Here is a 13,719-nt window from a genome sequence, read left to right as displayed (position 1 = left end):
AGGAAGCGCGACGAACGCGAGGAAATACGAGCAGCGGTGAGGGGCATCCCGCCTACCGGTACCGCGGGACCTTCTGGCACACGGGGCAGTAGTGGGTTCCGCGTCCGCCGACGGTGATCTTGACGATCTCGGTCCCGCAGCGCACGCATTCCTGTCCCCCGCGCCCGTAGACGAGCAGGGCGCGATCGAAGTAGCCGGATTCGCCGTTGACGTTGACGTAGAGAGCATCGAAGCTCGTCCCGCCCACGGCCAGGGCGTCGCTCATCACTGTCGTCGCGGATTCGATGACCGCGGTCAGGCGGTTCTTCCGTGTCCGCGCCGGCACTGCCAGGGGGTGGACTCCCGCCCGGAACAGCGCCTCATCGGCGTAGATGTTTCCGATTCCGCTGACCAGCGTCTGGTCGAGCAGCGCGGCCTTGATCGCCGTGCGCTTCTTCGCAAGCTCCGCCACGACCCGTTCCGGATCGAACGCGGGTTCGAGCGGATCGGGGGCGATATGGATCGCCGAGGCGGGGACGAGTCGCCCGTACCCGTGGACGAGGGGTTGGACGCCCATATGGCCGAAGATCCGTTGGTCGACGAAGCGCAGTTCGCGGTCGCTGTCGAGGCGCAGGACCGCACGCGTGTGCCGGTGGAGCTCCTCGCCGGGCGAATGGATGCGCAGCTGTCCGCTCATGCCCAGATGCACGAGGATGCCGAGCTCGGGCGTCAGCGGCGAGCAGGCCCCCGAGTCCCGGCCCGCCGTCTCCGAGGAAGGCGCAGTCGCCTCCCCCAGGCTCAGCCACATGAACTTCCCGCGCCGTTCGGCCTTGAGGATGTGTGCCCCGGTCACAGCCGAAGCGAACCCGGAGACCGCGGACGGATCGATGCGCCGCTGGGACGTCGTGCCCAGAATTCGGGGGTCGGCCACCTCGGCGCCGGTGATCGTGGTCCCGGCCGTCCATTCGTCGACGCCGCGACGGACACTTTCGACTTCGGGAAGCTCAGGCATCAGTGACCCTCGATTCGATCAGGCATGCGCCCGTGAGCGCACAAAGAGACCACGGTGAGGCTCAGCGCCGGTAGTCCGGGTAGATGGTGCGGATGGCTTTGACAGCCACCTCGGCGGCCGCGGCTTCGGCGGCCTTCTTCGACGAACCGTCGCCGGCGCCCCAGTTGTTCGCCCCGAGCATCGCGGTGGCGGTGAACACCATCGCATGGTCGGGCCCGGCCGAGGTGATCTCGTAGCTCACGGCACCGAGGTCGAGGTCGGCGGCCGCTTCCTGCAGGGTGGTCTTGAAATCCATCCCCGCGCCGAGGTTGACCGCGTCGTCGAGCATGCCGTCGATGAGGCGGTGGACGAAGGCGAAGGCCTCTTCGCGTCCGCGGGAGACGAAGGTCGCGCCGATGAGCGCTTCGACCGTGTCGGCGAGGATCGAGTCCTTGTTCCGGCCTCCGGTCAGCTCCTCACCCTTGCCCAGCAGAATGTGCTCGCCGATGCCGTGGCGGCGGGCGATCGAGGCGAGGGCGCGCGTGTTGACGACGGCCGAACGCATTTTGGCCAGCTGGCCTTCGGGCAGGTCGGGGTTGTCGTAGAACAGCGATTCGGTGGCGACGAGGCCGAGAACGGAGTCGCCGAGGAACTCGAGGCGCTCGTTGGTGGGGATGCCACCGGCCTCGAAGGCGAAGGAGCGGTGCGTGAGCGCGAGACGAAAAGTCTCGGGATCAATATCGATCCCGAGACTCTTCTTCAGTGCTGCTGTGGTGTCTGTGTCCACAGTCTCAGACGTCAGCGACCTTGCGGCCCTTGTACTCGAGGTACAGCGGGGTGCCGGCTGCGTCTTCGACGACCTTGGCCTGGTGGGGGCGCGAGTACACAACGCGACCGTTCTCCACAGTCTTGACCAGGTTCGGAGCCTTGGCCTTCCACTGCGAACGACGGTGGCGGGTGTTGCTGCGCGACAATTTACGCTTCGGAACAGCCACGTCTAGCTCTCTTTCTTCTCTTCCAACAGATTCTTCAATGATGCGAACGGCGATTCGGATTCGTCCTCGTCCACCTCGAGGTCCTCCCCCAGGGTGTAGCTGAACTCCTCGCTCTCATCCCGCGAGGGATTGAACGGCAGAGCCATCACGACGGCGTCTCTGATCGCGGGCTCGAGGTCGAGCTGATCCCGGTCGATGACGTAGGAGTCCTCGTCCCCTTCGGCCTGCTCATAGACGTACATCTCCTGGATGTCCACATCTATAGGCAGCTCGATGGGTTCGAGCGTCCTCGCGTCTTCGCCGCGGGCCGTCGCCGAGACTGTGCCCGACACGTAGATCCCCTCCGACACACTCTCGAACATCAGCTCGAGCGTCAGTGGTGAACCTTGACCAACCCCGATCACTTCGATCTTGAGATCCGCTGGAGCCGACAAGGTGGTGTTCACCCGTTCCCACTCACCCGGATGACCGAGCAGTCCCATGGATCTGAGATCATAGACGAATTCAGATCTGTTCTTCATGCCCTGTCCTCCTGGTGCGTTTGAGGATGTCGCTCCTGCGTTCACACGCGACTCACCATTCTAATCATTGTCAGCGGTCATTACCAATCGGTGCTCATCGGCCGTGCAGGTGTTCCTCGTCACCATCGTTCGTGATGATTGCGCCAGGTCACTGCCCCGGCGATGAGGAGCAGCGCTCCGGACATCGTGAACACGACCCCGGAGCCGGCGACGATCGTCAGCGCCGAGGCGGCCGATGGGATGGCGACCTGGCTGAGTCGGTTGCCCGCCAAGCGGATCGAGAGCACCGCAGCCCGATTCTTCGCATCGGCCAGCGCGGACACCCACGACATGGTCAGCGGCTGGGTGAGTCCGAAGCAGAATCCCGCGACCGCGAGCAGCAGCCCGAGCATCCACGGTTGGCTGAACACGGGGATGAGGACGACGCTGATGCCGGCCATCGCCGAGGCGGTCCACAGCAGAGACAGGTCCCGCCGCCTGGCCGTGAGGCTTCCGATGAAGAGCCGTGAGACCACCGAGGCCAGGGTGCGCAGGGCGAGCAGCCAGGTCACCGTGGTCACGGACAGTCCGTTCTGCTGCCCGATGAGCGGCAGGTAGGCGGTCATCAGGTCGACGGCGGCGAGCGTGGCCATGGACGCGAAGATCGCCGGTTTCATCCCCCTGATCGACAGGAGCGCCCACGGCGTCTGCGTCCCTTCGGCCGCCTCGGCTCGGGAGACGTGCGGAGTCCTGCCGCGGAGCATGACGATCACGGCGGCGATGAGGGTGAGCGCGGAGACCGCGGTCATGAACCACAGGGCGTTCGTGATCGCGGTGTCCCCCGAGGTGGCATCGGCGACCATTCCCGCCAGAGGCAGTCCGATGGTCTGCCCGATCGAGACGCCGAGGGTGAGGTGGCCGAACTTCGATGTCATCTGGGCCGCCGGGAAGCTCTGCGGGATGAGTGCTTGGGAGGCGACCGTGGTCAGCAGCTGTCCGACGCCGAGGCTCATCGTGGCGACCAGCAGCACACCGAGGTTGGGTGCCATGGCCGCGAGCGCGACGGGCAGGACGGACAGCACGGTGCCCGTCCACAGCACCGCGGTGGCGTACCCGCGGTCGACGAGGCGGCCGATGAGGAGAGCGGTGAGCAGAGGGACGAGCGAGTACACGGCCGTCATCAGGCCGAGGACGAACCCCGTTCCGCCGAGTTCGAGGGTGCGGTAGGAGATGAGGACGCGGACGCCGTTGTAGGTGGCGTGCGCGAGCACGGTATGGATGACGAGACCGGGAAACCACGCCCGGTTGGCTGGAGTCGCCGCGCCCATCCCTCAGCGAGCGCCGTCGCCGGGGATGTCTCCCCGCAGGGCGTCGAGCACCGAGGTGGGGACGAGGCCTTCGATGTCCCCGCCGCCTCCGTGGACTTCCTTGATGAGTGAGGAGGAGACGTGTTCGAACTTCGGATCACCGGGGACGAAGATCGTCTCGAGTTCGGACAGATGCTTGTTCATCAGCGCCATCGGCAGTTCGTAGGCGAAGTCGGTGCCCGAGCGCAGGCCCTTGACGACGGCGGGGGCGCCGATTCTCGTGCAGTAGTCGACGAGGAGGCCCCCGGAGACGAGGTCGATCGTGATGTTCTGTGTGCCCCGAGTGCGTTCGTCCTCGGTCAGGGATCGACGGATGAGGTCCGCGCGGACCTCCGGGTCGAAGCGACCGGACTTCGAGGGATTGTGGACGACCGCCACGACGACCTCTTCGAACATCCGAGAGCTGCGAGCGATGATATCGAGATGACCCATGGTGATCGGGTCATAGGAACCGGGGCAGACGACCTTCATGCCCTCATCGTATCGTTCGGCCGCTCGCGCAGCTGCAGCCACTGGTCGCCGGCGGGCGTCTCATCGTCGTGGCCCCTGACGACTTGGGCGTCGAAACCGTCATCGGATCCGTGCAGTCGGGAGGCGGCCTCGGCCATGATCCGCGCGACGATGGCCAGGGAACGGGGCTCGTCACCGGCGGCGACCGCCTCGGCGAGTTCGCGGTGGCTGTCGATGAGATCGCACCGGACCTCGTAGCCGCGCTTATCGGACAGCGACAGCAGTCGGGTGTGGACCATCGAGACCTTCATGAGGTCGGTCAGCCGCGCTGATCCGGAGGACGCGACGATCGAATGGTGGAAGTTGAGGTCGGCGTCGCCGATCGTACGCGCGACGTTGTCCTCGATGGCGTGCTCGAGCTCTCGCAGCGCCGTGCCGATCCGTGACGTGGACCGACCCTGCCTGACGACGAGCTTGACCGCCTGCGACTCGATCGCCTCGCGCACGGCGTAGATGTCGTCGATATCGGCGGTGCGCATCCGTCTCACATGCACACCTCGTCCGGGAGCATGCGTCATCACGCCTTCGCTGATGAGACGCTGCAGGGCCTCCCGCAGGGACGGCCGCGACACCCCGAGCAGCTCGGCCGTGCGCACTTCGCTGATCGACTGACCGGGCTCGAGTGACCCGGAGTAGATGGCGTTGCGGATCTGGTCGACGATGAGGTCGATCGTCGACGCCCGGACCACTTTGCGCAGCACCGGCAGCTCGGAAGTAGGAGGATTCGTCACGGTCACGATCATATAACATTGTCAGACAGTGTGACATTCGGACAACATGAGTATTGAATACTGTCCAAGAGACGCACGTCACCTCGATGTGTCGACGTTCAAGGAAGGAACAGCATATGAAACTCAAAGGACTGGCCGCCGCGACTTCGATCCTCGCGCTGACGCTCACACTGGGTGCCTGCGGCGGAAGCGACTCGGACAAGTCGACTCTCCAGAAGGCCATCGACGACGGAAAGATCACCGTCGGCTTCGCCGGTGAGGCCCCGTACAGCTTCGAAGAGGGCGGTGAGCTCCAGGGAGCTTCCGTCTCCCTGGCCAAGGCCGTGTTCAAGGAGCTCGGCGTCGACGACGTCGAAGGCGTCAACACCGAATTCGGATCTCTCATCCCCGGCCTCAATGCCGATCGCTTCGACGCGATCTCCGCCGGCATGTCGATCCTGCCCGACCGCTGCGAGCAGGCCGCCTTCGGCGATCCCGAGTTCATGTACACGACTGCCCTCATGACCAAGGAGGGCAAGCTCGACGGCATGAAGAACCTCGACGACGTCAAGGACAAGGGCGTCAAGCTCGCCACCATGACCGGTGCCATCGAATCCGACTATGCGAAAGACCTCGGCATCGAGACCCAGCAGGTCGGCACCCCGCAGGACGGTATGGACGCCGTGACCACCGGTCGCGCCGACGTCTTTGCGCTGACCGCCATCTCGCTCAACTGGATGGCGAAGAACAACGCCGATGCCGGTGTCGAAGTCAGCGAATCCTTCGTCCAGGAGATCGACGGTGTCCCGCAGGTCGGTGCCGGCGCCACGGTCTTCCGCACCGATGACGAGGAACTCCGCGACGAGTGGAACAAGGGTCTGGACAAGATCATCTCCGACGAGGACGCCTACCTCGACGCCGTCGGCGACTACGGCTTCACGGCCGAGGAGCGCCCCGACGGTTCGATCACGACCGATCAGCTGTGCAAGGGCGAACTTCCCACCGCTGACTCCTGAGTCGGCGCCAACTCCAGCACTATGAACGACAACATCTCGACGTTGCTGAACTTCCTCCCACAGCTGTGGGAGGGAGTTCAGACAACCATCATCCTCACGGTTCTCGGCAGCATCGGGGCCGTGCTCATCGCCCTCATCCTGGGTCTGACGATGACCTCGCCGAGTGCCTGGCTGCGCATCCCGGCGCGCATCATCGTCGAATTCTTCCGCGGCACCTCATTGCTCGTCCAGCTGTTCTGGCTGTTCTACGTGCTGCCGCTCCTCGGCGCCGACCTCGACCCCATGGCCTGTGGCATCGGCGCGCTGGCGCTCAACTACGGAGCCTATTCCGCCGAGGTGGTCCGGTCCTCGATCAAGACCGTGGCCCCCGGGCAGTGGGAGGCCGCGATCGCGCTCAGCCTCTCCCCCACCCGCCGGATGATCCGTGTGATCTTCCCGCAGGCCTGGGCGCTCATGATCCCTTCGATCGCGACCTTGCTCATCCAACTTCTCAAGGGCACGGCGGTCGTCTCCTTCATCACTCTCTCCGACCTCACCGATAAGGTCGGCCAGCTGCGCCAGTCGACCGGTGACACGATGTTCGCCTTCTCGATCGGTCTCCTCATCTACTTCGTGCTGGCCTGGCTGCTCCAGGAATTCATGAACTTCCTCGAACGCAGGGCCACAGCTGCGCTGGGTCGCAGGCGCTCGAACTCACGGACCGATCGCCGCGACGCCCGGCGTGCGGCCCGGTCCGATGCCGCACGTGCGAAGGGAGGCACCCTGTGATCTGGAACTGGGAATTCGCCGCCGAAGCACTGCCGATCCTGCTGCGTGGGTTCGTCAACACGCTCATCGCCACCGTCGTCGGCACCGTCATCGCCGCGATCCTCGGACTCATCCTCGCCGTCGCCATCCGCGGACTGCCGCGGTGGATCAACTGGCTCGTCCGTCTCATCGTCGCGTTCATCCGCAACACCCCGCTGGTCGTCCAGCTGCTGTTCGTCTACTTCGGGTTCTCGGACATTCCGGGTCTCGTCGACATCCCGGCTCTCGTCGTCGGCTTCATCGTCATCGGCATCCACTATTCGACCTACATGTCCGAAAGCTACCGAGCCGGGATCGATGCCGTACCGCCGGGACAGTTCGAAGCGGCCACCGCCCTGTCGCTGCCGCCGGTGCGCACGTTCACCGCGATCGTGCTCCCGCAGGCGCTGCGGGCGACGATCCCGTCGTTGGGCAACTACGCGGTCGCGATGTTCAAGGACACACCGTTCCTGTTCGCGATCTCCGTCGTCGAGCTCGTCACGGCCGCGAAGGAATTCGGCGGTTCGACCTTCGCCTATACGGAAGCCTTCACGCTGGCCGGCATCATCTTCCTCGCCGCCAGCTACCCGACCTCACTGCTCATTCAGAGATTGGATCGACGTCTTGCCACCTACTGAGAACACCCCAGCCACACCGACCGACACCGGCACACCGGCGATCGAGTTCACTGACGTGGAGAAGAGCTTCGGGCCGACCACGGTGCTCAAGAACCTCAACTTCACGGTGGCTCCCGGCGAGCGCGTCACCCTCATCGGACCCAGCGGATCGGGCAAGACGACGATCCTGCGGCTGGTGATGACCCTCGAAGAGCTCACCGGCGGCTACATCTTCGTCGACGGTCAGCCGCTGACGTTCGAAGAGCGCGACGGCAAGCGGGTCGAGCTGCCGAAGAAGCGCACCCGCGAGATGACCACGCGCATCGGCATGGTCTTCCAGCAGTTCAACCTGTTCCCGAACATGACCGTGCTCGAGAACATCATCGAAGCCCCCGTGCACGTGCTCGGCAAGTCCAAGGCCGACGCGACCAAGGAAGCCAAGGAGCTGCTCGAACGCGTGGGCCTCGCCGACAAAGCCGGGGCGCACCCGACTCGCCTCTCCGGCGGTCAGCAGCAGCGTGTGGCGATCGCCCGGGCCCTGGCGATGAACCCGGAGATCCTCCTCCTCGACGAGGTCACCTCGGCGCTCGATCCGGAACTCGTCGGCGACGTGCTCGAAGTGCTGCGCGATATCGCCGAGACCACGGATATCACGATGCTGCTGGTCACCCACGAGATGCAGTTCGCCCGCGACGTCTCACACCGGGTGATGATGTTCGACGGCGGTCAGGTGCTCGAAGAGGGTCCGCCGGATCAGATCTTCAACAACCCGCAGCACGAACGCACCCGCAAGTTCCTCTCGAGCGTGCTCTGATCCCCAGCGTGCTCTAGTCCGCCGCAGCTGCCGCGTCGTCCGCCTCTCCGGCGAGCTGGACGAAATGGATCGCGGTCTCGCCGAACGTCTTCGCGCGGAAGACTTCGAGCCCGTCGGGCATCGTCGGCTCCGGCGAGCGCGCGGCACGTTCGACGACGACGATGGACTCCATATCAAGGTGTGTGCGCAGTCGCCTGAGGGTCTGCGTGACAGCGTCCTCCCCCAACGGGTAGGGCGGGTCCATGAACACGAGGTCGAAGACCCGCGACTCCGGATTCTCCGGTCCGGGCAGTCCGGCGAGGAATTGGAGCACGTCCCCGGCGTGGACTGTCGCGGAGTGATCGAGGCCGAGCTTGTCCGCATTGGCCTGCAGCGAGCGGATCGAAGCGAGCGAGGAATCGACGAAGTCGACCTGTGCGGCACCCCTCGACATCGCTTCGAAGCCCAGCCCGCCGGAACCGGCGAAGAGGTCGAGGACGTTCGCGGCCGGCACCACCCCGTAGCCGTCGAGCATGGAGAACAGGGACTCCTTGACCCGGTCGGACGTCGGTCGGGTGTTCGCCCCCGACGGGGAGGTGAGTCTGGCGCCCTTGTGTGCTCCGGCGATGATTCTCATGTCTGCCTCCTCAGCCTGCCTCGATGAAGTGCGCGTCGTCCTCGGGCAGGACGCGCCTGATGAACGCCTTGAGCGCGGGCACCGCCTCGAGGGTGGGGTCGATGGCGACGATCTGTTCGGCGATCGTCTTCGCTTCGGCCACGATCTCGGAGTCGCGGAGGATCGAAAGGTGCCGCAGCGAGGATCCGCCCCATTGGGAGCCGCTGAGCACATCGCCTTCGCCCCGGGAGTCGAGGTCGTATTCGGCCAGGGCGAATCCGTCGAGCGTGTCGGCCACCGCCTGCAGTCGCCCATAGCTCTCGTCCTCAGCACTCATCTCGGTGAGCAGGAAGCACAGGGCGGAGCTGCCGTCACGGCCGACGCGTCCGCGCAGCTGGTGCAGCTGTGCGACACCGAAGTTCTCGGCTTCGATGATGACCATCATCGTCGCCCGCGCCACGTCGACGCCGACCTCGATGACCGTCGTCGAGACGAGGATGTCGATATCGCCTCCGACGAAGTCCGCAAGCACCCGGTCCTTCTCCGCCGTCGACATCCGACCGTGCAGCAGACCGAACGTCAGACCAGCCAGTTCCGGGGTCTCAGACAGCTTCCGTGAGATGTCTTCGATGCCCTGCTTCTGTCCGACGACGTCCCCGGACTCCGGATCTTCGATGTCCGTCGGTTCGATTCGCGGGAAGACGACGAAGACTCCCTTCCCATCCTCGGCGGTCTGCCGCATGAGCTGACGCACCCGGACGTACCAGGCAGGCTGGTCGACGATCGGCACCACATGAGTGGCGATGTCCTTCGGCCCGGCCGGCATCTCCTTCAAGGTCGAGATATCGAGGTCGGCGAAGACCGTCATCGCCACGGTGCGCGGGATCGGCGTCGCCGACATCACGAGAGTGTGCGGCGTCGTGTCCCCACCCTTGGCCCGCAGCGCTTCCCGCTGCTCGACACCGAACCGGTGCTGTTCGTCGACGACGATGAGGCCGAGGTCGGAGAACATCGTCGACTCCGACAGCAGCGCATGCGTGCCGACGACGATGTCGATGTTGCCGGCGACGAGGTCGAGGGCGAGTTCGCGACGCTCCTTCGCCGGCATCGACCCGGTCATCAGCGCCACTGTCACCTGATCATCATCGGACAGCAGCGGAGACAGTGCCATCTGCTCGTCGAGGAAGGTCTGAATCGAATGGAAATGCTGAGTGGCGAGCACCTCGGTGGGGGCGAGCATGGCGGCCTGGGCACCCGAGTCGACGGCGGTGAGCATGGCCCGCAGCGCCACAAGCGTCTTACCGGAACCGACATCACCGTGGAGGAGCCGGTGCATCGGCCGGTCCGCAGCCATGTCCTCAGCGATCTCCTCACCGACCCTGACCTGGGATGCGGTGAGAGTGAAGGGCAGGTCTGCATCGAAGCGGCGGCTCTTCGCGCCTTGGGTCAGCAGCGGTGTCGCCTTCTCGTCAGCCAGCTTCGCCTTGCGGGCGGCGAACTCAGTCTGCAGGGCGAGAGCTTCTTCCCACTTCCACCGCAGCCGGGCCCGTTCGACGTCCTCGATCGTCCGCGGCCGATGCATGTCCTCGAGAGCTGTGCGCAGATCCGGCAGCTCATGAGCGTCCCGCAGTCCTTTCGGCAGCGGATCCTCGAACTCCTCGGGCCCGGCGACGGTGAGCAGGGTCTTGATCGAACTCCACAGCCGGGACTGCGCGATCTTCTTCACGGCAGGGTAGATCGGGAACGGCGAGTTGAGATCCTCGGGAGTCCACTCATGATCATCCTCGGTGCGGTTGAGCCACACCGGAGACGCCAAGGTCAGCTGCCCGCGGAACGATTCCACCTTGCCGCCGAAGACAACGGTCAGTCCCGGCTTCAGCGCCTTCCCCAACCAGTGCTGGTTGAAGAACGCAATCTTCATCGACTGTGTTCCGTCATGGACGATGACTTCGGTGATCGTGCCTTTCCGCTGCTTCATCCGCCGCGTGTCGACCTTGATGACTTCGGCCTGGATGATCGCAGTCTCACCGAGCGGCAGATCTCCGAGCTCCGTGTGCTCCCCCGGCACGAGGTAGCGCCGAGGGAAGAAGCGGAAGAGGTCGGTGACCGAATGCACCCCGCGCTGGGCCAGGTTCTTCCGATCGGCCGGCCGGAAGTTGTCTTCGAGCCGGGTCCTCATTCGACCCCCATGATCACGAGCACCCCGGAGTCTCTGGCATCGATGTCCTGGAAGTGGACGGTCTCATGTGACTTCTGGATCCAGTCCCGCAGATGGTCGAGCACCTCGGGTGCGCAGTCGGGTCCGTAAACGACGGTGAGCAGCTCTCCACCGGCCCCGAGCAGCCGATCGGCGAGCTTCTCGACCAAGGTCCGCAGCTCCGTGCTCTGGGTCTTCGCGCGGCCTTCGATGAACACCCGGTAGAACTGCGCCGGATGAGCCGCCACAGCCGTGCCCCCACCCGCGCCAGCACCCGGAACGCCGACCGCAGTCGATCCTTCGTCCTCGGCAACGGCCGGCAGCATCCCGGTCGGCGGGTCGGAGGCGAGCTGATCGGCCGAATAGATCGTGCCCACTCTGGTGCCCGCGGCGGCTTCGGTCATATCCGCGAAGATCTCCCCCGCCGGAGCGAAGGGATCGTAGACGGCCAGGGCCGAGAGCAGGGTGCCGACGTTGCGGGAGCGCACGACATGCGCGCCCAGCCCGGTCAGGGACTTCAGCGCCGAGGTGGAGCTGGGGATGACGATGACCTCCCGGTCCTCGGCGGCGATGAGTTCGGACATCGTCTCGAACAGGTCCCCCACCTCCGGAGTCAGCGCCGTGGCCCCGTTGAGCGCAGTGTGCATGAGGAGCCCCGTGCCCTTGACCAGGGCGATGAGCTTCGTCTCCCCTTCCTGCTCGTGCATCCGCAGGTCTTCCATATCGAGCCGGGCGATCCCATATTCGCCGAGGCGGTCGATGACCGTCGCGGCGGTCGTCTCGTCGGCGACGTGGACGTGGACCTTGGCCGCGTTGATGACGATCGAGGTCCCGCCGAGGCGGTCGAGATCCTCGGCGAGCGAGTCCGTGGGGGTATCAGCGAGGATGGCGACGATCTCGAGTTCATCCGCGGTGGCTTCGTGGATGATCTTCGGTGGGCGGGCCACCTCGGCGAGCATCGAATCCTGCGGTGTCCGACCGGTGACGGTGGCGTAGAGGAGGTCGAAGAGTTCGACGATTCCCGTCGATCCGGCGTCGACGACCTCGGCCTCGCGCAGCACGGTGAGCTGTCCGGTGGTCTCCCGCAGGGCCGACCGGGAGCGTTCCCGCACGGCCGCGATGACGTCGATCAGCTGGGCTCCGTCGTCGGCGTGCTCGCGTGCCTCGGTGGCCATGGCGTCGAGCACGGTGAGCATGGTGCCGTCGACGGGGCGGGCGACGGCGGCCCGGGCCCGGTCGGAGGCGGTCTCCAGGGCGGTGGCCATGGCGTCGGCGGTGGCGACGGTGACTCCGGCCAGGGCATCGGCGACTCCCTGCAGGGCGACGGCGAGGATGAGTCCGGAGTTGCCGCGGGCGCCGCGTCCGGCTCCGGCGGCCAGTGCCGCGACGACCTGTGGGAGGGTGACGGGGCCGGTGAGCTCTTCGACGGCGAGGTAGGCGGCCCGCAGAGTGTGGTACATGTTCGTGCCCGTGTCGCCGTCGGGGACGGGGAAGACGTTGAGCTCGTCGATCTCGGTGCGCTCCTTGCGCAGCCGGTCGACCGCGCGGCGGGCCCAGCGCGCGGCCAGACGACCGTTGAGGCTGATGGCGTTGCTCATGTCACTTCCCGAAATGGCTGAAACCGCTCGCCGGCACGGGGGTGCCGTCGAGGCTGACATCGTCTCCGGTGCGGATCGCTCCGATTCTCCGCCAGCCTACTCCAGGGTCCTGACGCGACGGCGCCGACGCGGCGAAGCCGTGGTCTTCTCCCCCGTCGAGGACCCAGGACAGTGCCAGGTCCTCCGCCGTCGTGGCCGTACAGGTCGTACCGTTCGCATCGCCTGTCCCACTCGCCTCTCGGGCCTCGAGCACGAATTCTGCCGCCGGCAGCAGCGGGTCGATGAGCTCGCGGAGCAGGGTCGACTCGAGGTCGATTCCCACCCCCGAGGCGGTCGCCACCCGGGCGAGGTCGAGGCTGAGTCCGTCGGAGACGTCGATCATCGCCGAGGCGCCGATCGTGGCCAGTGCTCCGTAGTCGGGCCGTGGCGCCAGTTGGGTCTCGATGAGGGAGCGCAGCTCAGGTCCGACGGTGTCGCGTCGCGCTCCGGCGAAGAGCAGGTCGAGGCCGGCGGCCGCTCGCCCGACGGTCCCGGCCAGAAAGAGCGCGTCTCCGGGCTGGGCACCGGAGCGCAGGATCTCGTGGCCCTTCTCCACCGTCCCGAGCGCGGTGATGGCGATGACGATGAGGCGCGACGAGGACAGGTCCCCGCCGATGATCGGCACGGTGCAGTCCAAAGCCGTCCCCGCTCGTGCCGCTTCGTCGATGAGACCGGAGTACAGGGCTTCGAGGCAGGCGATGTCCGTGTCATCGGGAACGGCCAGGGACACGAGCAGTCCGTGCGGGGTCGCGCCCATGGCGCAGACGTCGGCGAGGTTCTGGGCCGCTGCCTTGACTCCGAGCTGCCCCCAGTCCAACCACACACGGGTGAAGTCCTCGTTCTCCACGAGCATGTCCGCCGTCGAGACGAGCTGACCGTCCGGTGCGGTCACGGCCGCATCGTCTCCGGGTCCGACGATCACCTGTGCGCTGCTGGGATTGCGGGTGAGCACGCGGGAGATGATGTGTGATTCGCCAAGTTCGGACAGTCGGGTCATGGCTCCAG

15 protein-coding genes are annotated in these 13,719 nt (G+C 65.9%); 4 read left to right on the top strand and 11 right to left on the bottom strand.

Features of this window, described 5'->3' with window-relative positions:
• Window positions 1-52 precede the first annotated feature (52 nt).
• The 7 genes from mutM to BLIN9172_RS02220 form a co-directional block, all read right to left on the bottom strand.
• The gene (gene mutM, locus BLIN9172_RS02250) at window positions 53-991 is read right to left on the bottom strand and encodes a bifunctional DNA-formamidopyrimidine glycosylase/DNA-(apurinic or apyrimidinic site) lyase (protein WP_101553660.1); all 939 of its coding nucleotides are present in this window, start codon (window positions 989-991) and stop codon (window positions 53-55) included.
• A gap of 61 nt (window positions 992-1,052) precedes the next feature.
• Window positions 1,053-1,757 (bottom strand): ribonuclease III, encoded by a 705-nt coding sequence (rnc, locus tag BLIN9172_RS02245; protein ID WP_025777329.1) that lies wholly within the window; start codon window positions 1,755-1,757, stop codon window positions 1,053-1,055.
• A gap of 4 nt (window positions 1,758-1,761) precedes the next feature.
• Complete coding sequence (rpmF, locus tag BLIN9172_RS02240) at window positions 1,762-1,965, bottom strand: 50S ribosomal protein L32 (protein ID WP_025777330.1); 204 nt, start codon at window positions 1,963-1,965, stop codon at window positions 1,762-1,764.
• A 2-nt stretch (window positions 1,966-1,967) separates the two neighbouring features.
• Window positions 1,968-2,531 carry a YceD family protein gene (locus BLIN9172_RS02235; RefSeq protein ID WP_231488408.1) on the bottom strand — a complete coding sequence of 188 codons (564 nt, stop codon included), beginning with the start codon at window positions 2,529-2,531 and terminating at the stop codon, window positions 1,968-1,970.
• Between the two features lie 74 nt (window positions 2,532-2,605).
• Complete coding sequence (locus BLIN9172_RS02230) at window positions 2,606-3,793, bottom strand: MFS transporter (RefSeq protein ID WP_101553659.1); 1,188 nt, start codon at window positions 3,791-3,793, stop codon at window positions 2,606-2,608.
• A gap of 3 nt (window positions 3,794-3,796) precedes the next feature.
• On the bottom strand, window positions 3,797-4,303 hold the full coding sequence (gene coaD, locus BLIN9172_RS02225) for a pantetheine-phosphate adenylyltransferase (RefSeq protein ID WP_101553658.1): 507 nt from the start codon (window positions 4,301-4,303) through the stop codon (window positions 3,797-3,799).
• Window positions 4,300-5,073: a GntR family transcriptional regulator gene (locus BLIN9172_RS02220; protein WP_101553790.1), complete on the bottom strand. Its 774-nt coding sequence runs from the start codon at window positions 5,071-5,073 to the stop codon at window positions 4,300-4,302. The genes coaD and BLIN9172_RS02220 overlap by 4 nt, the downstream gene beginning before the upstream one ends.
• A 116-nt stretch (window positions 5,074-5,189) precedes the next feature.
• Here BLIN9172_RS02220 and ehuB point away from each other — a divergent pair, with 116 nt between their 5' ends.
• Genes ehuB through ehuA form a run of 4 tightly spaced genes read left to right on the top strand, consistent with a single transcriptional unit; the run spans window position 5,190 to window position 8,285 of the window.
• Window positions 5,190-6,068 carry an ectoine/hydroxyectoine ABC transporter substrate-binding protein EhuB gene (ehuB, locus tag BLIN9172_RS02215; RefSeq protein ID WP_101553657.1) on the top strand — a complete coding sequence of 293 codons (879 nt, stop codon included), beginning with the start codon at window positions 5,190-5,192 and terminating at the stop codon, window positions 6,066-6,068.
• Between the two features lie 21 nt (window positions 6,069-6,089).
• Window positions 6,090-6,836 carry an ectoine/hydroxyectoine ABC transporter permease subunit EhuC gene (gene ehuC / locus BLIN9172_RS02210; RefSeq protein ID WP_101553656.1) on the top strand — a complete coding sequence of 249 codons (747 nt, stop codon included), beginning with the start codon at window positions 6,090-6,092 and terminating at the stop codon, window positions 6,834-6,836.
• On the top strand, window positions 6,833-7,492 hold the full coding sequence (gene ehuD / locus BLIN9172_RS02205; RefSeq protein WP_025777337.1) for an ectoine/hydroxyectoine ABC transporter permease subunit EhuD: 660 nt from the start codon (window positions 6,833-6,835) through the stop codon (window positions 7,490-7,492). The genes ehuC and ehuD overlap by 4 nt, the downstream gene beginning before the upstream one ends.
• On the top strand, window positions 7,479-8,285 hold the full coding sequence (gene ehuA / locus BLIN9172_RS02200) for an ectoine/hydroxyectoine ABC transporter ATP-binding protein EhuA (RefSeq protein ID WP_051505038.1): 807 nt from the start codon (window positions 7,479-7,481) through the stop codon (window positions 8,283-8,285). The genes ehuD and ehuA overlap by 14 nt, the downstream gene beginning before the upstream one ends.
• A 13-nt stretch (window positions 8,286-8,298) precedes the next feature.
• Here ehuA and rsmD read toward each other — a convergent pair whose 3' ends face one another.
• The 4 genes from rsmD to thiL are packed head-to-tail and all read right to left on the bottom strand — an operon-like array spanning window position 8,299 to window position 13,711.
• Window positions 8,299-8,901, bottom strand: a complete 603-nt coding sequence (rsmD, locus tag BLIN9172_RS02195) for a 16S rRNA (guanine(966)-N(2))-methyltransferase RsmD (RefSeq protein ID WP_101553655.1) — start codon at window positions 8,899-8,901, stop codon at window positions 8,299-8,301.
• A 10-nt stretch (window positions 8,902-8,911) separates the two neighbouring features.
• On the bottom strand, window positions 8,912-11,059 hold the full coding sequence (locus BLIN9172_RS02190) for an ATP-dependent DNA helicase RecG (RefSeq protein WP_101553654.1): 2,148 nt from the start codon (window positions 11,057-11,059) through the stop codon (window positions 8,912-8,914).
• Window positions 11,056-12,675: a DAK2 domain-containing protein gene (locus BLIN9172_RS02185; protein ID WP_101553653.1), complete on the bottom strand. Its 1,620-nt coding sequence runs from the start codon at window positions 12,673-12,675 to the stop codon at window positions 11,056-11,058. Before BLIN9172_RS02185 ends, BLIN9172_RS02190 begins: the two co-directional genes overlap by 4 nt.
• A 1-nt stretch (window position 12,676) precedes the next feature.
• Complete coding sequence (thiL, locus tag BLIN9172_RS02180; protein WP_101553652.1) at window positions 12,677-13,711, bottom strand: thiamine-phosphate kinase; 1,035 nt, start codon at window positions 13,709-13,711, stop codon at window positions 12,677-12,679.
• Window positions 13,712-13,719: the final 8 nt, after the last annotated feature.

The organism is Brevibacterium linens ATCC 9172, assembly GCF_900169165.1.
In the GTDB taxonomy this organism is placed as follows: Bacteria; Actinomycetota; Actinomycetes; order Actinomycetales; family Brevibacteriaceae; genus Brevibacterium; species Brevibacterium linens.
Note: the sequence above shows the minus strand (reverse complement) of the source record. Positions and strands in the feature narration are given on the sequence as shown.